Source organism: Mesorhizobium sp. HAY1-8B, from assembly GCF_056868045.1.
The window spans coordinates 1,880,876-1,902,987 of sequence record NZ_CP200321.1; the positions used below are offsets into that span (position 1 = coordinate 1,880,876).

The 22,112-nt window shown below is 64.0% G+C and carries 19 protein-coding genes; 8 read left to right on the forward strand and 11 right to left on the reverse strand.

Annotated elements, in window-relative coordinates; genetic code table 11:
* Positions 1-93 precede the first annotated feature (93 nt).
* Positions 94-1,434, forward strand: coding sequence for an MATE family efflux transporter (locus tag AC1VON_RS09115; RefSeq protein WP_172352609.1), 1,341 nt, complete (start codon positions 94-96; stop codon positions 1,432-1,434).
* On the opposite strand, the gene AC1VON_RS09120 is transcribed toward AC1VON_RS09115, so the two are convergent.
* Positions 1,427-2,506: a quinone-dependent dihydroorotate dehydrogenase gene (locus AC1VON_RS09120; protein ID WP_172352608.1), complete on the reverse strand. Its 1,080-nt coding sequence runs from the start codon at positions 2,504-2,506 to the stop codon at positions 1,427-1,429. The genes AC1VON_RS09115 and AC1VON_RS09120 overlap by 8 nt on opposite strands.
* Positions 2,503-2,853 carry a DUF952 domain-containing protein gene (locus AC1VON_RS09125; RefSeq protein WP_172352607.1) on the reverse strand — a complete coding sequence of 117 codons (351 nt, stop codon included), beginning with the start codon at positions 2,851-2,853 and terminating at the stop codon, positions 2,503-2,505. The genes AC1VON_RS09120 and AC1VON_RS09125 overlap by 4 nt, the downstream gene beginning before the upstream one ends.
* A 107-nt stretch (positions 2,854-2,960) precedes the next feature.
* Between AC1VON_RS09125 and AC1VON_RS09130 the strand changes: the two genes are divergently transcribed.
* Both AC1VON_RS09130 and AC1VON_RS09135 read left to right on the forward strand, forming a co-directional pair.
* Complete coding sequence (locus AC1VON_RS09130) at positions 2,961-3,395, forward strand: hypothetical protein (protein ID WP_172352606.1); 435 nt, start codon at positions 2,961-2,963, stop codon at positions 3,393-3,395.
* A 125-nt stretch (positions 3,396-3,520) separates the two neighbouring features.
* A complete protein-coding gene (locus tag AC1VON_RS09135) occupies positions 3,521-4,180 on the forward strand; it encodes a response regulator transcription factor (RefSeq protein ID WP_140775350.1) in 660 nt (219 codons plus the stop codon).
* Positions 4,181-4,239: 59 nt separating this feature from the next.
* Here AC1VON_RS09135 and AC1VON_RS09140 read toward each other — a convergent pair whose 3' ends face one another.
* Positions 4,240-4,455: a DAK2 domain-containing protein gene (locus AC1VON_RS09140; RefSeq protein WP_483121615.1), complete on the reverse strand. Its 216-nt coding sequence runs from the start codon at positions 4,453-4,455 to the stop codon at positions 4,240-4,242.
* A 29-nt stretch (positions 4,456-4,484) separates the two neighbouring features.
* Positions 4,485-7,991, reverse strand: a complete 3,507-nt coding sequence (locus AC1VON_RS09145; RefSeq protein WP_483121616.1) for a PAS domain-containing hybrid sensor histidine kinase/response regulator — start codon at positions 7,989-7,991, stop codon at positions 4,485-4,487.
* A 250-nt stretch (positions 7,992-8,241) separates the two neighbouring features.
* Here AC1VON_RS09145 and mscL point away from each other — a divergent pair, with 250 nt between their 5' ends.
* Together mscL and AC1VON_RS09155 are read left to right on the forward strand one after the other, a co-directional pair.
* Entirely contained in the window at positions 8,242-8,664 is a 423-nt protein-coding gene (gene mscL, locus AC1VON_RS09150) for a large conductance mechanosensitive channel protein MscL (protein ID WP_172352603.1), read from the forward strand.
* Positions 8,665-8,774: 110 nt separating this feature from the next.
* Complete coding sequence (locus tag AC1VON_RS09155; RefSeq protein ID WP_483121618.1) at positions 8,775-9,941, forward strand: pyridoxal phosphate-dependent aminotransferase; 1,167 nt, start codon at positions 8,775-8,777, stop codon at positions 9,939-9,941.
* A 130-nt stretch (positions 9,942-10,071) separates the two neighbouring features.
* Here the strand turns inward: AC1VON_RS09155 and hemA are convergent, their stop codons facing one another.
* Entirely contained in the window at positions 10,072-11,349 is a 1,278-nt protein-coding gene (hemA, locus tag AC1VON_RS09160) for a 5-aminolevulinate synthase (RefSeq protein WP_172352601.1), read from the reverse strand.
* Positions 11,350-11,627: 278 nt separating this feature from the next.
* Between hemA and galE the strand changes: the two genes are divergently transcribed.
* From galE to AC1VON_RS09175, 3 genes are all read left to right on the forward strand, one after another.
* Positions 11,628-12,623, forward strand: a complete 996-nt coding sequence (gene galE / locus AC1VON_RS09165; RefSeq protein ID WP_483121620.1) for a UDP-glucose 4-epimerase GalE — start codon at positions 11,628-11,630, stop codon at positions 12,621-12,623.
* Between the two features lie 103 nt (positions 12,624-12,726).
* Positions 12,727-13,977: a D-amino acid dehydrogenase gene (locus AC1VON_RS09170; protein ID WP_483121621.1), complete on the forward strand. Its 1,251-nt coding sequence runs from the start codon at positions 12,727-12,729 to the stop codon at positions 13,975-13,977.
* Positions 13,978-13,980: 3 nt separating this feature from the next.
* Positions 13,981-15,807, forward strand: coding sequence for an alanine racemase (locus AC1VON_RS09175; RefSeq protein ID WP_172352598.1), 1,827 nt, complete (start codon positions 13,981-13,983; stop codon positions 15,805-15,807).
* Here the strand turns inward: AC1VON_RS09175 and AC1VON_RS09180 are convergent, their stop codons facing one another.
* The 6 genes from AC1VON_RS09180 to rhaS form a co-directional block, all read right to left on the reverse strand.
* Positions 15,808-17,184, reverse strand: coding sequence for an FGGY-family carbohydrate kinase (locus AC1VON_RS09180; protein WP_483121623.1), 1,377 nt, complete (start codon positions 17,182-17,184; stop codon positions 15,808-15,810).
* Entirely contained in the window at positions 17,181-17,498 is a 318-nt protein-coding gene (gene rhaM, locus AC1VON_RS09185) for an L-rhamnose mutarotase (protein ID WP_483121625.1), read from the reverse strand. The genes AC1VON_RS09180 and rhaM overlap by 4 nt, the downstream gene beginning before the upstream one ends.
* Positions 17,498-18,493, reverse strand: coding sequence for an ABC transporter permease (locus AC1VON_RS09190; RefSeq protein ID WP_483121627.1), 996 nt, complete (start codon positions 18,491-18,493; stop codon positions 17,498-17,500). The genes rhaM and AC1VON_RS09190 overlap by 1 nt, the downstream gene beginning before the upstream one ends.
* On the reverse strand, positions 18,490-19,467 hold the full coding sequence (locus tag AC1VON_RS09195) for an ABC transporter permease (protein ID WP_483121629.1): 978 nt from the start codon (positions 19,465-19,467) through the stop codon (positions 18,490-18,492). Before AC1VON_RS09195 ends, AC1VON_RS09190 begins: the two co-directional genes overlap by 4 nt.
* The gene (locus tag AC1VON_RS09200) at positions 19,464-21,005 is read right to left on the reverse strand and encodes a sugar ABC transporter ATP-binding protein (RefSeq protein WP_483121631.1); all 1,542 of its coding nucleotides are present in this window, start codon (positions 21,003-21,005) and stop codon (positions 19,464-19,466) included. Before AC1VON_RS09200 ends, AC1VON_RS09195 begins: the two co-directional genes overlap by 4 nt.
* Positions 21,006-21,089: 84 nt before the next feature.
* A complete protein-coding gene (gene rhaS / locus AC1VON_RS09205) occupies positions 21,090-22,085 on the reverse strand; it encodes a rhamnose ABC transporter substrate-binding protein (RefSeq protein ID WP_065005696.1) in 996 nt (331 codons plus the stop codon).
* Positions 22,086-22,112: the final 27 nt, after the last annotated feature.

Consider the following 22,112-nt stretch of genomic DNA (forward strand, 5'->3'; position numbering starts at 1 on the left):
GTTGGCCATCGCGGGAAGAACGATTGCGCGGTGGCCGGAAAATGGGGCACATCGGCTCCTCGATCAAGCATCAATCAGCAAGGCAGCAATTCCTTGGACAAGGGTGCAATCCCAGCCGACGCCAGATCTTTTGTCGTCACCAACCGTTCCGTGCTCGCCATAGCGGTGCCGATGACGCTCGCCTATCTGACCACGCCAATGCTCGGCCTGGTCGACACGGCGGTGGTCGGGCAGTTCGGCGACGCGGCCCTTCTCGGCGGCCTGGCCGCGGGATCTCTGGTGTTCAGTGTCGTCTTCACCACCTTCAATTTCCTGCGCTCCGGCACCACGGGTCTCGTCGCCCAGGCGTTCGGGCGCGGCGACGCGCTGGAGGAACAGGCGGTGTTCTGGCGTGCCGTGCTGATCGCGGTCGTCGCCGGCATCGTGCTGGTAGCGCTTTCACCGCTGATCGCCGTCGGCGGCCAGTGGTTCATGGGCGCTGAACCGCGCGTCAGCGAGGCGATGGGCGTCTACATCAGGATCAGGCTGCTTGCCGCACCCTTCTCGCTGATCAACTATGCCATCCTCGGTTACGTGCTGGGGCGTGGCGAGGGCGGGCTCGGCCTTGTGCTGCAGCTGGTGCTCAACGGCATCAACATCGCGCTCTGCTTCCTGCTTGGCCTGAAGCTCGGCTGGGGTGTTGCCGGCGTCGCCTGGGCGACCGTCACCGGCGAGTTCCTGGCCATGCTGCTGGGTCTCGCCATCGTGGTGCTCCGCTTCCGCTCGACCGCGTCCCTGCCGCGCCATCGCCTGCTCGACATGAGCGCCTTCCTGCGCATGCTGTCGCTCAACCGCGACATCATGATCCGCTCGTTCTCGCTGCTCGCCGCCTTCGCGCTGTTCACGCGTCAAGGTGCGCAGTTCGGCACGGTGACGCTGGCCGCCAACGCGGTCTTGATGAACTTCTTCCTCGTCGCCGGTTATTTCCTCGACGGCTTTGCCACCGCCGCCGAACAGCTCGCGGGCCGTGCCGTCGGCGCACGTGCCGAGCAGCCCTTCCGGCGGGCGGTGCGGCTGACCTTGTTCTGGGGTTTCGGGCTTGCCGGAGCCGCGACGCTGGTGCTGCTCTCGGCTGGTGCCGATCTGGTCGCCGTCGTCACGACATCGCAGGAGGTCCGCTCGGTGGCCGACATCTATTTGCCCTGGGCGGCATTCACCGCGCTGAGCGGCGTGCTGGCGTTCCAGATGGATGGTGTCTTTATTGGCGCGACATGGTCGCGCGACATGCGCAACATGATGTTGCTGTCATTTCTCGTCTTTATCGTCGCGCTGCTGACGCTCGCGCCTGCCTTCGGCAATCATGGCCTGTGGGCGGCACTTCACGTGTTCCTGTTGACGCGCGGCTTCAGCCTGCTGGCGATTCTGCGGCTGCGGGTGCGGACGGCGTTCAGCTGAGCGGCTTTGACGCCCACCGATCGAGATGGCTGTCGCGCAACGCGCGGATGGAGTTCAGCCGCCCCGTCTCGCAAAAGCGCGCCATGCCGGCGACGATACGGCCCGGCAGTGCCGGCCCTGCATAGATCATGCTGGTGTAGAGCTGGACGAGATCAGCGCCCGCGCGGATCTTTTCCAGCGCCGCATCCGTGGTATCGACGCCGCCGACGCCGATAATGGCGATATCCGACCCGAGCAGTCTGCGCATCCTGGCCAGTACGATGGTCGAGCGTTCGAACAACGGCCTGCCGGAAAGTCCGCCGGTTTCGCTTATCGTGCCACCGCTGCGCAGCGGCGGCCGTGAAATCGTGGTGTTGGAGACGATAACGCCGTCGATTTTTTTCTCGGTGACCTCGGCGGCGATGTCTTCCAGCTCGGCCTCGACCAGATCCGGCGCGATCTTCAGGAAGACCGGCGGCTGCGCGGACGCCGTGGCGCGTGCGGCCATGACGCGAGACAGAAGCTCGCCGAGCTGTTCGCGCGCCTGCATGTTGCGCAGGCCGGGCGTGTTGGGCGACGAGATGTTGACCGTCAGATAGCCGGCATAGGGGGCGAAACGGGCGACGCCGCGCTCATAGTCGCCGACGCGGTCGGTGCTGTCCTTGTTGGCGCCGATGTTGACGCCGACAATACCGGAATGCCCCTTGCGGGCGGCAAGGCGTCTTTCGGCCGCCGCATGGCCCTCATTGTTGAAGCCCAGCCGGTTGATCACCGCTTCATCCGCCGTCAGCCGGAAGATGCGCGGCTTCGGGTTGCCGGCCTGCGGCAGCGGCGTGACCGTGCCGACCTCGGCAAAGCCGAAGCCGAGGCCAAGCAGCGCGTCCGGCACCTCGGCGTTCTTGTCATAGCCGGCCGCCATGCCGAGCGGGTTGGGGAAATCGAGGCCGCAAAGGCTGACCTTCAACCTTGTATCGTGCACCGTCCGCGCGCCGACCGGCAGTCCGCAGCGCAGCGCCGCGATGGACAGGCCGTGCGCGGTTTCCGGATCGAAGGTGAACAGCAGCTTCTGGCCGAGCCGGTCGAGCACGCTCATTCGGCCTCCAGCGCTGGGAACTGGTGGGTACCGTCGGGACCAAGCGGCAGCGGTCGCACCCACGTGACGGCTTTCAGCTCCAGCACACCGTAAAGATGCGGAAACAGCGCGCCGCCGCGCGATACCTCATATTTCAGGGCAGGCCCCAGGCTGGCGCCGTCGATGGCGACGAGCAGAAGGTCTGTCTGGCCGGAAAAATGCTTTGCCGCCGTTTCCCGGACCTGCGCCGCCGTCGAGAAATGGATGAAGCCGTCGGTGACATCGATCGGCGCCCCGGTGAAGCGGCCATTGGCTTCGGCCTCGCGCCAAAGCGCTCGCGGGGTTATCTTGTAGATAAACTGAGACATGGTTGCGCTATAGTCCGAACCAGTCGTGCGGGGAAGGCCACGCCAAGGGTCTTCCCCATTTCCGGCGCAAACATGCGATATTTCAGGCCTTGGCCATGGAGGACAACATGCGTCTGCACCACATTTTGATCCCCGCCGCGCTCGTTTCGCTGGTCGCGGCATCAGCCTATTCGGAAGAAACCGATCGTTACCGGCTGGAAAAGTCCGACAACGGCTATGTCCGCATGGACACGCAGACCGGCGCGATGTCGCTCTGCGAAGAGCGTTCGGGCCAGCTCGTCTGCAAGATGGCGGCCGACGAACGCGCCGCCTTCCAGGACGAGGTCGACCGCCTGCAGACCTCGATGAAGGCAATGGATGAGCGCGTCACCAAGCTGGAGAATTCGCTCTCCGCCCGTCTCGAATCGAAGCTTCCGAGCGAAGAGGATTTCAACAAGACGATGAGCTACATGGAGCGCTTCCTGAAGGGCTTCATGGGCATCGTCAAGGATATGGACAGGGATAACGGCGACGGCGCCCAGCTCAACTCGCAGAAAACCTGAGCATCCAAACCAGGGAAAATGGGGCGTGCCGGCTTTGCCGCTTGAAAACGGCGCGCGGCCCCTCATAATCGTCCGACTGGTCCCGAAAAGCTTAAAAATCATCGACGGGATTCGGGGAGGAACATTTGCCGTCAGGCTATTCTTTCGTCATCGCCGACGATCACCCGCTGTTTCGCGGCGCGCTGCGTGAGGCACTTGCCGGCATCGGCAATGTCGCCGCCATCCACGAGGCCGGCGATTTCGAAAGCGCCAAGGCGCTGGTCGTGGCCAATGAGGATGTCGATCTTGTGCTGCTCGACCTGTCGATGCCGGGCGCCAGCGGCCTTTCCGGCCTGATCTCGCTGCGCGGCATCCATCCGGCGGTGCCGCTGATCGTTGTCTCTGCGCATGACGATCCGGCGACCATCAGGCGTGCGCTCGATCTTGGCGCCTCCGGCTTCATCTCCAAATCGGCGAGCATGGAGGAGATCCGCAACGCCGTGCAGTCGGTGCTGGCCGGCGACATAGCGGCTCCGGTGGGCGTCGATCTCGGCGTCGAGCGCGATCCCGAAATATCGGACCTGATCAAAAGATTGCAGGCGCTGACCCCGCAGCAGACCCGCGTGCTCGGCATGCTGGCCGAGGGCCTGCTCAACAAGCAGATCGCCTACGAACTCGGCGTCTCCGAGGCGACGATCAAGGCGCATGTCTCGGCCATCCTGCAGAAGCTCGGTGTCGACAGCCGCACCCAGGCGGTTATCCTGCTGTCCAAGATCGGCAGTGATCCGTTGCAGCCGGCGCACTGAGTGCCGGCGCCGCAACGGATTCATGCGACGTGTTTCAGGTCATCGTTCAGCCTTGTCTGTCACCCTTGCCTGGCTATCGCTTGTGCGATCGCGCGCATCCAGGTCGCAACGGCCGCAGCGCCGCCGTCCGGCGCGCCGACTGCCCGCTCACCGAGATAGCTTGCCCTGCCGAGACGCGGCGACGTCGAGGCGGTCGCGCCGGCCCGCCTGCCGCGGCGAGAGTCTTGCTCCGCTGGTAATCCAGACCGCGAACGATATCTCGAAGGCCCTGGCATAGTGCTCACGAGGCGAATAGGAGCTGATCTTATTCGGCCGCCGAGGCAAGCGGCCTGACCCTGGCCATCATCGAACGCAGCACCGCCGGTTTCAGCGGCTTGTTGATTATCGGAACGTCGAGTTCGCTAGCCGCCGCGCGCACCTCGTTGGAACGATCGGCGGTGACCAGCACACACGCAAGATCCTGGCCGCAGGTCGCGCGCAAGGTCCTGATCGCGTCGAGCCCGGTGACGCCGTCGAGATGATAGTCGGCAAGCACGATGTCGGGCCTGCGCGCGCCAGGCCGCAGCAACTCTCCCGATCCGGAGGCGGTGTCGACGGTGCACCCCCAGCCTTCGAGCAGAAGACGCATGCCGTCGAGGATGCGCGCGTCATTGTCGATGCAAAGTACTGTCAGCCCGGCAAGCGAGGAAGCGGCGCGTGCTGGTGCCTTCTCGATCTCGCGCCGCGGCGCCGCCACAGCCGCCACCGGCAGTATGACCGAGAAGCGCGTGCCCTTGCCCGGATTGGAGAAGAGGCGGATTTCGAGCCTGAGTACCCTGGCAATGCGGTCGACGATGGAGAGACCGAGACCGAGGCCCTCGGCCTCCCGCGCACCTTCGTCCAGCCGGGTGAACTCATGGAAGACGGTGTTCAGCCTGTCGCCGGCGATGCCGATGCCGGTGTCGATCACCTGGATCTCCGCCAGTTCGCCGCGTCGCCGCACGCCGACCAGGATGCGGCCCTGGCGCGTATATTTGATGGCATTGGAGACAAGGTTCTGGATCAGGCGGCGCAACAGATTGCGGTCGGTCACCACCGTCAGAGAAGACGGCATGATCGTCAGGTCGAGCTTTTTCTCCGCGGCCATCGGTCGAAAATCATTGCCGATCTGGCGCAGCAATCCGTCGAGGTTGAAGGCGGTATCGTCCGGCTTCATCGCGCCGGCATCGAGGCGGGAGATGTCGAGCACGGCGCCCAGGATCGTCTCAACCGATTCCAGAGAGGATTCGATGTTGACCGCGGCCTTGCCGGCCGGACCCTTGCCGGCTTTCTCGATCAGCGAGGAGCAATAGAGCCGGGCAGCATTCAACGGCTGCAGGATGTCATGGCCGGCGGCGGCGAGGAAGCGCGTCTTGCCCAGATTGGCCTCCTCGGCCAGCATCTGCGCCTGCGCCAGTTCCTCGTTGACCCGGGTCAACTCCTCATTGACCCTGGTCAGCTCGATGGTACGGGTCTTGACGCGCTGTTCCAGCGATTCATTGGCGCGCTTCAGCGCCAGATCCTGTTCGACGCGGCCGGAAATGTCGGCATAGGTGGCCACGATGCCGCCGTCCGGCATCGGGTTGGAGCGCAGTTCGAGAATGCGGCCGCTGGTCTTCAGCTCCATCTGCCAGGGGCTGACGAAACTGGTCAGACGGTTGAGCATTGTCACGCGTTGGTCGGTGGGAATGTCGCCTCGCTCGGCGAGGTGGCGCAAGATCTGGTCGAGCGAGACGCCGACCTGGCCCATCTCGTCGGGCAGATCAAACAGCGCCCGGTACTGGCGGTTCCAGCAGATCAGCCGAAAGTCCTTGTCGAAGACAGTGATGCCTTGCTCCATCTGGTCGAGCGCGATCTGCAGCAGGTCGCGGTTGTGCTGCAGCGCCTCGGTGGCGTCGTCGAGCAGGCGGAAGGCATCCCGGGATTCGCGGTCATGGCGCCTGAACAGCAGCGACAGGATCAGCCGTGCCGAGGAGGAGCCGACGGCGCTGGCCAAAAGCTGCTCGGAGAAGCGGATGACGTCCATGCTCGCCTGCTCCTTGCCTTGCAGCGAGGTGCCGTTGGTCCTCTCGAACGACTGGAAAGAGCGCTCGGTGCGCTCGACACCGAGATAACGGCCGATCGTGTCCTTGAGGTCATTGACGGTGATGGCGGTGCGGAAGCGGCGTAGACTGGGCATCGGGCCGGCGTCGCGCGGCACGAAGATCGATGCCTGGATGCGCTCCAGCGGCACCGACGCGCGCGACAGCGAGCCGAGCACGAAGAACACCGCGTTGATCGACAGGCTCCATAGCACGCCGTGGTTCAGAGGTTCGGCGACCGTGCCGAACAGGGCTTGCGGGCGCAGTGCCTCGAAGCCGAACAGCCCATGCACGACGATGTCGGTGTCGGGCGCGACAAGCGAGGGCAGGAGCAGCGTGTAGCTCCAGACAAGGATGCCGGCGACCATGCCGAGCGCGGCCCCCCTGCCGTTGGCGCCGCGCCAGATCAGCCCGCCGATCAGCGCCGGCGCGAATTGCGCGATGGCCGCGAACGACATCAGGCCGATCGACGACAGCCGCGCGCTGTTGGTGCTCTCGCGATAGTAGAGGAAGGCGATGAACAGAAGGATGAAGATCGCTCCGCGCCGCACGTTGAGGATGAGCGTCGACCAGTCCTCGGTCTCCAAGGTCGAGGTCTTGAGCAGACGGCGCACGAACAGCGGAATGACGAGGTCATTGGAGATCATGATCGACAGCGCCACGCTTTCGACGATCACCATGGCTGTTGCCGCGGACAACCCACCGATGAAGGCCGCCATGGCCAGCAGGTCGTGGCCGCTGAAGAGCGGCAGCGACAGCACGTAGAGATCGCTGCTGGTGCCGGTGCCGACCAGCGACAGGCCGGCAAACGCGATCGGCAGCACGAACAGGTTGATCGCCACGAGGTAGAGCGGAAACACCCAGGTCGCGGTGCGCAACTCGGCCTCGCCGCGGTTCTCGACGATGGTGACGTAGAATTGCCGCGGCAGCATGATGATGGCACAGCCGCTGAGGCCCGTCAGCACTAGCCAGGTGGCAAGCGAGGTGTTGTAGCCCATCGCCTGCCGCACCTGACCATTTTGCGCCAGCTTGGCGAACATGTCGCCCGGGCCGCCGAAGATCAGGAAGGTGACCATCAGGCCGATCGCCAGGAAAGCGGCGAGCTTGACCACGGTTTCGACCGCCACCGCCAGCACCAGCCCGTCCTGATGTTCGGTGGCGTCGGCGTGGCGGGTGCCGAACAGCACGGCAAACAACGCCAGGAGCATCGCCACGACCAGCGAGATGTCGCTGACGAACGGATCGAAGGAGGGCGGCGATCCCGTATAGTGCTCGACCATCAGGCTGACCGAGCCGGAGATCGCCTTCAATTGCAGCGCGATGTAGGGCACCGCCCCGATGGTGGCGATCAGCGTGGCGATGGCCGCGACGGTGAAGCTCTTGCCGTAGCGCGCGCCGAGGAAGTCCGCGATCGAGGTGATCTTCTCGGTCTTGGCCAGCCGTATGATGCGGTTGAGCAGGGGAAAGCCGAACACGAACACCAGCACGGGGCCGGTGTAGATGCCGAGGAATTCGAGGCCGCGTTCGGACGAGAGGCCGACGGAGCCGAAAAAGGTCCACGAGGTGCAGTAGATCGCCAGGCTGAGCGCGTAGATGAACGGCCTTGCGCGGCCCGGCCCTGAAATGGCCGAGCGACGATCGCCCAGGCTGGCGATGGCGAACAGCAGCGTCACATAGGCGATCGCGATGATGACGATGAACAAACCCTGCACGCCTGGAAATTCCTCCTTTGCCGTCTTTTTACCCGGCTTGTTCGAACGCAATCACAGCTTGAGCCCTAAGTCCATCGCGGCTTTGGGCGCATGGAGGGCATGATTTCTGGAGGTTGACGCGGGCAAGGAGAAAGCGATTGTTTTCTCCCTTTTACCCATGTTGCAACTTCAGGTTTTTGTTATTGTGCCCATGGTCGATGCCGCAAGGACGGAACGGCAGCGCGGTCGGGTCATGACAAGGAGGGTCGGAATGCTGAAAGAATTCCAGGAATTCATTTCCAAGGGTAACGTGATGGACTTGGCCGTCGGCGTCATCATCGGCGGCGCCTTCAGCACGATCGTTACCTCGCTGGTCAATGATATCATCATGCCGATCGTCGGCGCGATTTTCGGTGGCCTGGATTTCAACAACTATTTCTTCGGCCTTTCCTCGGCCGTCAACGCCACCTCGCTGGCGGACGCCAAAAAGCAAGGCGCCGTTTTTGCGTATGGCAGTTTCATCACCGTGGTGCTGAATTTCCTCATCCTCGCCTTCATCATCTTCCTGATGGTCAAGGCGGTGAACAATCTGCGCCGGCGGCTTGAGGCCGAGAAGCCCGCGCCCGCCGCGGCGCCGCCCCCCGCCGATGTCGCGCTGCTGACCGAAATCCGCGATCTGCTCGCCAAGAAATAACTCGGCCTGCCATTGCTGGACCAAAACCCCGGTCGCTCGCGGCCGGGGTTTTCTGTTTTCGCATCTGGTAAGGAGCGCTGACCAACGCTTGAGACCGGAACCGACCCGCCATGACCTTGATCGACAGCTTGCGTGCCGAAGCCCGCGCGGCACCTGAAAGCGGCATTGTCGCCGTCGTCAATTACGGCCGCCTGCGCGACGGCTTGATCCCGCTTTGGGCGGGTGAGGGCGACCTGCCGACGCCGGCCTTCATTTCCGACGCCGCTGCTCGGGGATTGTCCAATGGCGAGACCTTCTACACCTGGCAGAAGGGTATTCCTGATCTCAGGCAAGCGCTTGCCCGCTACTATGCCAGGCATTTCGCCAGGACGTTCCCCGAGGAGCAGTTCATCGTCACCGGCTCCGGCATGCATGCGATCCAGCTGGCGCTCGATGCGCTCGCCGGGGCCGGCGACGAGGTTATCTATCTGTCGCCGGCCTGGCCGAATTTCGATGCCGCGGCGGCGATATCGGGAGCCGTTCCGGTGCCGGTCACGCTCGACAACTCGGGCAATGGCTGGTCCTGCGACGTCGAGAAGATAGCGGCGGCGATCACGCCGCGCACCAGGGCGCTGTTCATCAACACGCCCTCGAACCCGACCGGCTGGACCGCCGATCACGAGACCTTGCAGGCGATCCTCGATCTTGCGCGGGCGAAGAACCTCTGGATCATCGCCGACGAGATCTATTCGCTGTTCCACTATGGCCATGGCCGCGCCCCGTCTTTCCTCGACATCGCGACGGCGGAGGACCGCATCCTGTTCGTCAACTCCTTTTCCAAGAACTGGGCGATGACCGGCTGGCGTGTCGGTTGGATCAAGACGCATCCGAGCCTGCAGCAGGTGTTCGAGAACCTGATCCAGTATTCGAACTCGGGTGTTGCCCAATTCATGCAGCGCGGTGCGATCGCCGCGCTCGATGAGGGCGATGGCTTCGTCGCCGAACAGGTGGAGCGGGCGAGGAAGGCACGCGACCTGGTCTGCGGCATTCTCGGAGCCACTGGCCGGGCGCGGTTCACCGTGCCGCAGGGCGCCTTCTATCTGTTCTTCGCCGTCGACGGCATCACCGATTCGCGCTCGGCCGCTTTCGAGATCGTCGACAAGGCCAATGTCGGCCTGGCGCCCGGCACGGCCTTTGGTCCCGGCGGCGAAGCCTTCCTCAGGCTGTGCTTCCACCGCCGGCTCGATCAGATCGAGGAAGCGGCGCACCGGCTGGCGAAGTGGATGAAGACCGTTTGAGCCGGAGGTGGCTTTAGAGCAATTCACCGTTTCACGGAAACGGCGAAGTGCTCTAACTATTTGTTTTGACGCAATTCCGGACGGAAAACCGTTTCACACTTTTCCTGGAATTGCTCTAAGCCGCCCGAGATCAGCCGCCCGACTTGGGGACCAGGAGCGGAATGATGCGGTCGCTCTTGGCGACAGCGGGACGGCCGGAACTGGCATAGGGGATGCCGAGCGCATCCCAGGTCTCGACCAGTGCATCCTGCAGTTGCGCGATCAGCGCATCCGAATGGAACGGCGTCGGCGTGATGCGCAGCCGCTCGGTGCCGCGCGGCACGGTCGGGTAGTTGATCGGCTGGATGTAGATGCCGTGAACGCCAAGCAGCCGGTCGCTCGCCATCTTGCAAAGCTCCGGATCGCCAACCAGCACCGGCACGATATGGGTCGGAGAGTCCATCACCGGCAGGCCGGCGGCCGCCAGGATCTGTTTGGTTCGGCTCGCCTGCTGCTGCTGCGCGTCGCGCTCGGCCTGCGATTGCTTGAGATGGCGGATGGAGGCGGTGGTGGCGGCGGCGATCGCGGGCGGCAGCGCCGTGGTGAAGATGAAGCCCGGCGCATAGGAGCGAACCGCGTCGATCACCGCGCTGGTGCCGGTGATGTAGCCGCCCAGCGTGCCGAACGCCTTGGCCAGCGTGCCCTGGATGATGTCGATGCGGTCGGCGAGGCCTTCGCGCTCGGTGATGCCGCCGCCGCGCGGTCCGTACATGCCCACGGCATGGACCTCGTCGATATAGGTCATGGCGTTGTAGCGTTCGGCGAGCTCGACGATCTCTCTGATCGGCGCGATGTCGCCGTCCATCGAATAGACGCTTTCGAAGACGATCAGCTTGGCGCGCTCGCGGCCCGCCGCCTGCAGGAGGCTCTCCAGATGCGCGACGTCATTGTGGCGGAAGATCTTCTTTTCCGCGCCCGAGCGCCGCACGCCCTCGATCATCGAGGCGTGGTTCAACTCGTCCGAGATGATCAGGCAGTTCGGCAAAAGCCGCGCAATGGTCGAGATCGAAGCTTCGTTGGAGACGAAGCCGGACGTGAAGACCAGCGCTGCCTCCTTGCCGTGCAGGTCGGCGAGTTCATGCTCGAGCTCGACCAGCGGGTTGGACGTGCCGGAGATGTTGCGGGTGCCACCGGCTCCCGAACCCATCTTGCCGGCCGCATTCTGGAAGGCGGCGATGACATCCGCGTGCTGGCCCATGCCGAGATAGTCGTTGGAGCACCAGACGGTGATTTCCTCGGCGCGGCCGTTCGAACGCCAGATGGCGCGCGGAAACTTGCCCGCGATACGCTCGAGATCGGCGAAGACACGATAGCGACGCTCCGCATGGAGCTGATCGATCGCTTCTTCGAAGAACCGCTGGTAGTTCATGTCGGCTTCCCAATTTTGCGCGGGATCATAATCATTGCCTTATTGGTCGTCCACCGGGCCGCTTTGGTCAAAATGCCACGCCCCGCGCCTGTTCCTAACGCTGGCGGATCGTGGCCTATTCCCGGTCCAAGACACGCTCTGTGGATCACTTTTGTTTCCACACGATGCCACATCAAGTGAACGCCGGTTACCAAGGGTTCTAATGGCCATGCGGACGGCTTTCCAGTAAGGCGGTGTTTGAGACAGTTTCCGATAAATCTTGAGATGCGAGGATGCGGATGACGGTTTTGGTGACAGGCGGCGCCGGCTATATCGGCAGCCACATGGTCTGGGAATTGCTTGATGCCGGCGACAGCGTGGTCGTTCTCGACCGGCTCTCGACCGGCTTCGAATGGGCGGTGGCGCCGGAGGCAAAGCTCATCGTCGGCGATGTCGCCGACAAGGAACTGGTAGGATCGATCATCCGGGACAATCATGTCGACGCCATCATCCATTTCGCCGGCTCCATCGTGGTTCCGGAATCGGTCGCCGACCCGCTTGCCTACTATGAGAACAACACCTCAAAGACGCGCACGCTGATCGAAACCGCGGTGCGTGAGGGCGTGCCCAATTTCATCTTCTCCTCGACCGCCGCCGTTTATGGTGGCGCCGGGCTTGAGCCGGTGCGCGAGGACGCCCGCCTGGCGCCCGAATCGCCCTACGGCCTCTCCAAATTGATGAGCGAATGGATGCTGCGCGACGCGGGCCTTGCGCACGACATCCGCTACACGGCGCTGCGCTACTTCAACGTCGCCGGCGCCGACCCAAAGGGTCGCACGGGCCAGTCGACGCCGGGCGCCACGCATCTTATCAAGGTTGCCTGCGAGACCGCGCTCGGCAAGCGTCCCTTCATGCAGGTGTTCGGCACTGACTACCCGACGCCGGACGGCACCTGCATGCGCGATTACATCCATGTCAGCGACCTGGCCGCCGCGCATCGCCTCGCCTTGCAGCGGTTGCGCGCGGGGGGCCCGAGCCTCGTCGCCAATTGCGGCTACAGCCATGGCTATTCCGTGCTTGAGGTGATCGACAGCGTGCGGCGCGCCTTCGGTCATGATTTCGACGTGAGGATGGGCGATCGGCGTCCCGGCGATGCGGCGGCCGTGGTCGCCAATTCGGACCTCGCGCGAGCGGAACTCGGCTGGGCCCCGCAGCGCGACGACCTCGACCAGATCGTCGCCGACGCGCTCGCCTGGGAACGCATCCTGACCAGCAAGAACTCCGCACGCGGCTGAGCCAGGCTCCCCGAGGGCTCGCAACGCGCGCGGTGACAGGCTATGGAAGCAGTCGCGACACGGCGTGGAGGCGCCGTGCCGCGGAGAGCTTTTGGGGGATGGCATGAAGATAACGGTGCTTGGAGCTGGCGTCGTCGGCACGGCGGCCGCCTATTATCTGGCTGCCGACGGCCACGAAGTCACCGTGATAGAGCGCCATCCGGCTCCGGCGCGTGGCACCAGCCAGTCGAATGCCGGGCTGGTTTCGCCAGGCGACGCCACCGCCTGGGCCTCGCCGGCGGCGCTGAAGACCTTCCTGCGCGGGCTCTACAACCATGATCTCGGCATCAAGGTGCGGTTGCGCTTCGATCCTTATTTCCTTGCCTGGAGCCTGCGCTTCCTGCGCCAGTGTACCGTGGCCCGCCTGCGCGCCAACAGCCAGGTCAAGCTACGCCTGGCGCTCTATTCGCGTGAGTGCATCAACGCCATCTCGGCGGACACGGGCATCCACTATGATGAGCGCAAGAAAGGCATCCTCTACTTCTTCCGCTCACAGCACAGCCTCGACACCGGCACCGACAACTACCGCTATCTGGCCGAGCATGGCCTGCCGATCGAGATCGTCGGCCGCGACCGGCTGGTCGAGCTTGAACCGGGCCTTGCCGGCGTGAAGGAAAAGATCGCCGGCGGAGTTTACTCGCCGATCGACCAGACCGGCGATTCCCGGCAGTTCGTCGAGAAGCTCGCCGCCCATGCCGCCGAAAGGCTCGGCGTGAGATTTCTCTACGGCACGACGGTCGAAGGCCTCGACATCGAGGGCGGCCGGGTGCGCGCGGTGATGACCTCCGCCGGACCGATCGGTGGCGATGCCGTGGTCATCTCGATGGGCCCGGAAAGCGGCCTGCTCGGCCGCCGCTACGGCATCGACCTGCCGGTCTATCCGGTGAAAGGTTACACCGCGACCATTCCGTTGGAAGACGAGAGCAAGGGCCCGACCATGGGCGGCGCCGACGAGGACCAGCTGATGGCCTATTCGCGCCTTGGCAACCGCTTGCGGCTGGCCTCGACCGCCGAATTCACAGGCTTCGACCGCACCCACAAGCCAGGCGACTTTGCCACCATGTTCAGGACTGCCAGGGATCTCTTTCCCGGCGCTTTCGATGAGAAGAAAGCGGAGCTATGGGCTGGCCTGCGGCCAATGATGCCGAACTCCGTGCCGGTCATTGGCCAGGCGCGCTATGAGAATCTCTATCTCGACACCGGCCATGGCCATGTCGGCTGGACGATGGCCTGCGGCTCCGGGAAATTCCTGGCCGACCTTGTCGCTGGCCGCAAGCCGGAGATCGACCCGCAGGGGCTGGTCTACGGAGGCTAGCCCATGTCGGGACCGCAAGTCGCCATCGACCTTGGTCGCATCGAGCGCAACGCCCGCACCATCGTCGACCGCTGTGCACTGTCCGGCATCAAGGTGTTCGGCGTCACCAAAGGCATGTGCGGCATGCCGCAAGTGGCGCGCGCCATGCTGCGCGGCGGCGTCGCCGGCATTGCCGAATCGCGTTTCGAGAACATCCGCCGGCTGCGCGACAGCGGCATCAACGCGCCGATCATGCTGCTGCGCAGCCCACCCATGGCGCGCGTCGAGGAGGTGGTGCGCACCGTCGACATCAGTCTGCAATCGGAACTCGCCACCATTCGCGAGATTTCGCGCATCGCCGAGCGCATGGGCCGCGTCCACGACATCATGCTCATGATCGATCTCGGCGATCTCCGCGAAGGCATCTGGCCGAGCGACCTGATCCCCACCGTCGAGAAGATCCTTGAATTCAAAGGGGTGCGCATCGCCGGCATCGGCACCAATCTCGGCTGCTTCGGCGCCATCATGCCGACGCCGGAGAATCTCGGCCAGCTCGTCGCTCACGCCTACAAGACCGAGCGCCTGTCCGGCAAAAGCCTCGACTGGATTTCAGGCGGTGCCTCGTCGTCGCTGACGCTGCTGCTCGAAGGCAGGTTGCCCGCCGGCATCAACAATCTCAGGGTCGGCGAGGCGATCCTGCAAGGCGGCGTCGAGACCTTTCGCGAGATGCCATGGGCCGAACTCGAACCCGATGCCTGCCGCCTGACCAGCGATATCATCGAGGTCAAGCTCAAGCCGTCGCGGCCGATCGGCGAGTCCGGCTACGACGCTTTCGGCAACCAGCCCGTTTTCCCCGACGAGGGCGACAGGTTGCGTGCCATCGCCAATATCGGCCGCGAGGACGTGCTGGTCGAAGGGCTGACTCCCATCGCAAAAGGGATACGCGTGCTCGGCGCCTCCAGCGACCATCTGCTGCTCGATGTGCAGGACGCCGATCCGCGGCCCACCGTCGGCGACCGCGTTGCCTTCCGCATGAGCTACGGCGCCATGCTGTTGGCGATGACCTCGGAATATGTCGAGAAGGCGCCGATGCACGACGTCGCGGATTTTTCCGGCCGCAAGATGGTGTCGATCTCGGCTGAACCGGAAGCCGCCGGCATCCTCGCCCGCGAGGGGACGGGTGGGCGGCTGGAGGCGATGAATTTCGACGTCGTCGAACTGGCCGATGTCGAGCGGCCTCCCTCGGGGCTGATCCGTCTCACCGCCGGTGCTGATCGCCGCGTCGTCCACAAGGCGTTGACCGTGACGGCGCGCGCGACGCACTCCTTCGGCCTGATCTGGCTCGATTCCATCGCCGCCCTGATGCCGGAGGATGAAGAGGGCATCGACCTGCCGGAGGCCTCGGTGCTGGCGCGTGCGCTCGGCCTCGACCACAAGGCCGGCGCGCTGCAGCCGCAGCTTTCGCCGGAGAATGTCGTCATCGTCGGCTTGCGCCATGCCGATCCGGCCGAGGCGCGGGTGCTGAAGGATTCGCGGGTGTCGGCCTTCACCATGACCGACATCGACGCCATGGGCATGCGCGACCTGATGCATGAGGCGATCCGTATCGCCACGTCGGGCACGCAAGGCTTTCATGTCAGCTATTCGCCGACAGCGACCGAATTCGCCGGCTGGGCGGCTGGCTCCGGCGGGCTGACCGTGCGCGAGACGCATCAGGCGATGGAGGCGATCGCGCTCTCCGGCGGCCTGCTTTCGATGGATGTCTCCGGCCTGACCAAGGATCTTGAGCCCAGGATCGGCACTGATACCGTCAATTTCATCATGTCGGCCTTCGGCAAGCGGATCCTGTAATCAGCCTTGTGCTTCGACCGCCGTGCGCCATGCGCTGACATAGTCCGCCCAGGCCGGGTTGGTCGGCGGTTCCAGCCTTTCGCCTTTGCCGTGCGTCGCGGCCTGATCCGATGCCAGCAATGCCGCGCCAATGCTGGTTCCGGTTGCGGCTTCCGAGGCGACGACGCTGCGGGCGGTGGCCGCCGCCAGCATGCCGACAAAGAGCCGGTTGCGGGCAAAGGGCCCTTCGACGGTGGTCGGACCGTCGGCGCCGATCAGATCGAGGCACGTCGCCGTCATCAGCGCCAGATAGAACGAGATGGCGGCAAAGCGCTGGCCATCATTCATGCCGTCGGCATCAAGCCATGTCGCGGCCTGCTGTGGGAACGGCCCCGATCGCTGCTGCGTCGACGGCAGCAGCAGGATCTTCCTTGCCAGAACCGCAAGCACATCGCTTCCACTGCAATCCTGCGGCTTGTCGTCGGTCAGCAGCGAGAATTCGCGCCCACCCATGAAGCGAGCCGACGGCACGGGATTGCCGAGTGCATTGACATTGACCAGCGTATCGCGCGCCGCATCCAGCGTAACCTGCTTGCCGCCGACCGCCATCGACACCACCCAGGTCCCGGTCGAGACGACCGAGAAGGGTGGCGCATCCGACAAGAGATGCGGCAGCAGCGAGGCGTTGGAATCGTGCAAGCCGCAGAACACCGGTGTTTGCGGATCAAGCCCGGTTCGTACCGCGAGCGCGGGCAGGATCGGGCCGAGACGGTCTCTTGCCGGTCGTACCGGCGCCATCAAGTGGCGCCAATCCATGCGGCCGACCAATGACGAGAAATCCGCCTTCCACGGGTCCCAGAGATCGGTGTGGCAGCCAAGCGAGGTGACCTCGTTGGCGGTAACGCCGGTGAGGCGCAAGGCCCAGTATTGCGGATACATCAGCATCGCCGCGGCCCGCGCGAACTCGGCCGGAAAGCGTTTCTGCTGCCAGAAGAATTGCGCGCCGAGATTGAGGCCGAGCGGCAGGCGCGGCGTGCCGGTCTCGGCAAAGGGCGGGCGGATCGCGTCATAGTCCGCCGCCAGCGCGTCGGGACCATCGAATTCATAGTCGAGTACCGGCAGCACCAGTTCGCCTGACGCGTCGACCAACGCACCGGTCGCGCCATGGGTGGTGATCGAAATGGCGTCGATGCGCCGCTCGTGGTTGAGGCTGGCCAGGCTGTCGAGGATGAATGTCCACAGAGCTTCGACATCATGGTGCGGGTAGGGCGTCTGCCGCGGCGGCGCATTGGCCATCCGGCGTAGCGCGACCTCGCTCAACGTTGTGAGGTCCACCAGCGCTACCTTGGCGTTGGTCTTGCCGATGTCGATCACGGCGATGTGGCGCATCGCACTCATTCCATATGGAACACGGTTTCCAGCGGCACCACCACCGGCTCGTTGTCAGGCCTCGTTTCCATGATGTCGGCCATGTGGGCCCACCAGCGCCGCATCACCGGATGTTTCGGCAATTCGTCCATGTCGTGGTCGTCCCGCCGCCACAGCACGCCAAACAGGGTGTTGGTCTCTTCGTCGAGATGGATTGAGTAGTCGCGGACGCCTGCCTGTTTCAAGAGCGCGACCAGCGACGGCCAGATCTCGTCGTGGCGCTTCCCGTACTCGGCCTTCATGCCCGGCTTGAGCGTCATCTTGAACGCGTATTTCTGCGGCATCAGCGTCCCCCGCGCAGCCGCCGCCAGACGATCGGCAGCGCGATGACGATGATCAGCAGCAGGCCGATGAAGATCGACATGACGATACCGGGAACGTTGAGCAGGCCGAGCCCGAAGGTCACCAGCCCCATGATGAGGGCGGCAAGCACCACGCCGACAATGCTGCCGGCGCCGCCCAGAATGCTGACGCCGCCAAGCACCACCATGGTGATGACTTCCAGTTCATAGCCTTGCGCGATCGACGGCCTTGTCGAGCCGAGCCGCGAGGTGATCAGCACCGAGGCGATGCCCGACATCAGCCCGGTCAGGCAGAACAGGATGAACTTGATGCGGCCGACGCGCACGCCGGAAAATTGCGCCGCGACCGGATTGTTGCCGATGGCGAAGACACGGCGGCCGAAGCTGGTGCGGTGCAGGAGGAACCAGTAGACGACGGCCGCGATCAGGAAGAGCACCAGTTCGAACGATACCACCCACCAGACATAGCCCTGGCCGAAGAAGGCGAAGCTTTCGGGGTAGCCCTTGTAGGCCTGGTCGCCGAGGATGATGAAGGCGATGCCGCGAAACAGGCTCATCGTGCCGATGGTGACGACGATGGAGGGCAGGCCGAGCCTTGTCACCAGCAGCCCGTTGAAAGCGCCGCAGCCGAGCCCGACCACGATGCCGATCAGCACCAGCGCCGACGTGCCGGCGCCGGTCTGCACCGCCATGCCCATCATGGTCGAGGCGAGCGCGATGATGGCGGCCACCGACAGGTCGATCTCGCCCGAGATGATCAGCAGCGCCATGGCAAAGGCGATCAGACCCTTCTCCGTGAAGTTGAAGGTCAGGTCGGACAACGAATAGGGGTCGAGGAAATAGGGCGAGGCGAAGCTGTTGATGGCGAAGATGGCGACAGCCACCATGACCAGCAGCGCTTCCCAGGAAAAGATCGCCGAAGACAGCGGCTTGTCGAGCCGGTCGGGAATATGGCGCGGGGCAGGGATGTCGGTCATGCCGCCCCCACTTTCTTGAGGATGATGCGGCCCTGCTGGCGTTCACCGCGTGCGTTGAGCACGACGGCCAGGATGATGGCGCTGCCTGAAATCGCCATCTGCCAGAAGGGCGAGATATTGATGACCGGCAGGGCGTTGGAGATGATGCCTAGGAACAGCGCCCCCAGCACCGCGCCGCCGACCGAGCCGATGCCGCCGGCGATCGAGATGCCGCCGATGACGCAGGCGGCGATGATGTTGAGCTCATAGCCATTGGCGACCTCTACCGAGGCGATCACGTAGCGCGAGATCCAGAGATAGCCGGCCAAGCCGCCGATCATGCCGGAGATGCAGAAGACGATGAATTTGGTCCGGCCGACATCGATGCCCGCATAGACCGATGCCGTCGGGTTGACGCCGATGGCATAGATCGAGCGGCCCAGCGCCGTGCGTGTCATCAGGATGAAGAACAGCGCGATGACCAGTATGGCGATCCAGGACAGCACCGGGATGCCGAGGAAGGCGGCGCGCTGGAAGCCGATGAAGTCGGGGCTCATCTTGTCGGCATTGACCCAGGCACCGCCCGATATGACGAAAGTGGCGCCGCGATAGATGGTCAGCGTGCCCAATGTCACCACGATCGAAGGGATGTTCAGCCGCCACACCAGCAGACCGTTGATGGCGCCGAGCACCAGGCCGACGACCAGCGCAATGACGATCAGCAGCGGAATCGGGATTGCCGGGTGCGCGGCGTTGAGCATCGCCACCACCATGCCGGTGAAGCAGAGGTTGGACGCCATCGACAGGTCGATCGAGCGCGTCAGGATGACAACCATCTGGCCGAGCGCCAGGATCATCAGGATCGAGGTGTCGTTGAACACCTGGCGCAGATTGCCTGGATCGGCAAAGGCGGGGAAGCGGGTCGAGATCAGCCCGATCAGCACGACGATGGCGGCGGCCAGCCAGATTTCGCGATATTTGAGAAAGGCCTTCATGCCGCGATTCCCGCTGCTGTCCGAACCAGCGTTTCGGCGTCGAGCCCCTTGTTCTCGTAAACGGCCGCGACAAGCCCCTCGCGCATCACGACGACGCGGTCCGACATGCCGAGGATCTCCGGCAGTTCCGACGACACCATGATCACCGACAGGCCCTGCGCCACGAGTTCGGCCATGAAGCCATGCACGGCGGCTTTGGAGCCGATGTCGATGCCCTTGGTCGGTTCGTCCAGGATGATCACCTTGGGCGCGGTCGCCAGCCATTTGGCGATGACGATCTTCTGCTGGTTGCCGCCCGACAATGTGCCGACATCCTGGCTGAGCGAGGAGGCCCTGAGATCAAGCCGCTCGGTGTAGGAGCGGGCGAGCGAAAACTCTTCCGCCAGCCGCAGCAGGCCTGACTTGGAGGTACGCTTGAGTGAGGGCAGCGAGACGTTCTGGAAGATCGGCAGGCCGATCACCACGCCTTGCTTGCCGCGTTCCTCCGGCACATAGACGATGCCGGCTTCGATCGAATCCGCCGCTGATTTCGGCGTGATCGTCTTGCTGTCCAACGTGATCGTGCCGCCTGACATGCGGGTGATGCCTGATATCGCCTGCATCACCTCGCTGCGCCCGGCGCCGACAAGGCCGTAGAAGCCCAGGATCTCACCCTTGTGCAGTTCGAAGCCGATGTCGTTGAATTCGGTCGGATGCGAAAGCCCTGAAACAGTGAGCACCGGCGCGCCGATCTCGGCCTTGCGCTGCGGAAAGATATGATCGACCGAGCGGCCAACCATCATGCGCACGATCTGGCTCTGGGCGGCATCCTTGATCAGCCCTTCGCCGACCATCTCGCCATCGCGGAACACGGTGTAGCGGTCGGCGATCCGATAGATCTCGTCGAACTTGTGGCTGATGAACAGGATCGCCTTGCCTTCGCCCTTGAGGAATTCGATCAGCAAAAAGAGCTCCTCGATCTCCTTCATCGAAAGGGCGGCGGTCGGCTCGTCCATGATGACGATCCGCGCGTCGATCGACATGGCGCGCGCCACCGCGACGAGGTGCTTGTTGGCGATGCCGAGATCCTTCAGCCGGGCGTCGGCATCGATATGGCCGGCATGCATGGTATCGAGCACTTCGCGGGCATTCCTGCGCATCGTGCGCCAGTCGATGGTGCCGAAGCGCGAGCGTGGCGCGTGGCCAAGAAAGATGTTTTCGGCGACCGTCAAATCGTCGAACAGCACGGTTTCCTGATGGATGGCGGTGACGCCATGGCCGAAGGCGGCATGTGCGCTGGGCAGGGTGACGGCCTGGCCGTCGATGCTGATCGTGCCGGCGTCCGGCTGGTAGATGCCTGTCATGATCTTGACCAGCGTCGACTTGCCGGCGCCGTTCTCGCCGATCAATGCGGTCACCTGGCCCGGATAGAGCGAGAGGCTGACATTGTGCAGCGCGCGCACGCCGGGAAAGCTCTTCGAGATGCCGGACAGCGTCAGGCGTGGGGTGGTGGCCAGGGGCTTCTCCATCGCCGCGCCGTGTTGGGCTGTCGTGTCCATCGTTGTATCAAGCCCTGAAACAAGGTCCGTTTAAAGTCGCGGCGGGACGTGAGCCCCGCCGCGACAGCTTGAGAGGGTCAGAGATCAATAGATCTTGGAGAACTTCTCGATGTTGGTCTTGTCGAACTGGAAGGGCGGAGCCATCGCCGCAGAGTTGGTGTCGTCGAGCGTCACCTTGCCGACGCGGCCGATCGACAGCGTGGCGCCGGGCTTTGCCTCTTCCTTCTTCACCGCCAGGTCATGGGCGAGGTAGACGGCGGAGTAGCCGAGGTCGATTGGGTTCCACAGCGCGACCGCCTGGCTGGCGCCGTTGTCGATGAACTTCTTGAATTCGGACGGCAGCGCGAGGCCGGTGACATTGACCTTGCCGATCAGGTTCTCGTCGGTAACGACCTGCGCGGCGGCAACGACGCCAACGGTGGTCGGCGCGATGATCGCCTTGAGGTTCGGGTAGGACTTCAGCAGACCCTTGGCTTCGTCGGTGCTCTTGGCCGAATCGTCATCGCCATAGACGGTGGCGACGAGTTTGATCTTGGGGAACTTCTCCGGCAGGATTTTCTTGGCCGCGTCGATCCAGGCGTTCTGGTTGGTCGCGGTCGAGGACGCCGACAGGATAGCGACATCGCCGCCTTCCGGGAGGTAGTCGGCGGCAAGCTTGATGATGGTCTCGCCGATCAGGCCGGTGTCGGACGGGTTGAGATGCAGTTGGCGGCCTTCCTTGGCGACACCGGAATCCCAGGAGATGACGGTGATGCCGCGTTCCATGGCCTTCTTGAGCACCGGCACCAGCGCGTCGGCGTCATTGGCGGAAATGGCAATGGCGTTGACCTTCTGGGCGATCAGCGAATTGACCACTTCGATCTGCGCTTCCGCGGTCGCCTTGGTCGGGCCGGTGTAGATGATGTCGACGTCGCCGAGTTCCTTGGCCGCCTCTTCGGCGCCCTTGTTGGCCGCGTCGAAGAAGCCGTTGCCGAGCGACTTCACCACCAGCGCGATCTTGACATTCTCGGCATAGGCCGCGTTCACGAACATGGCGGCGGAAAAGGCCGCCGTAACCATCAATTTCTTCAAGAAGCTCATCGTATATCCTCCCTTGAGCGTTGCATT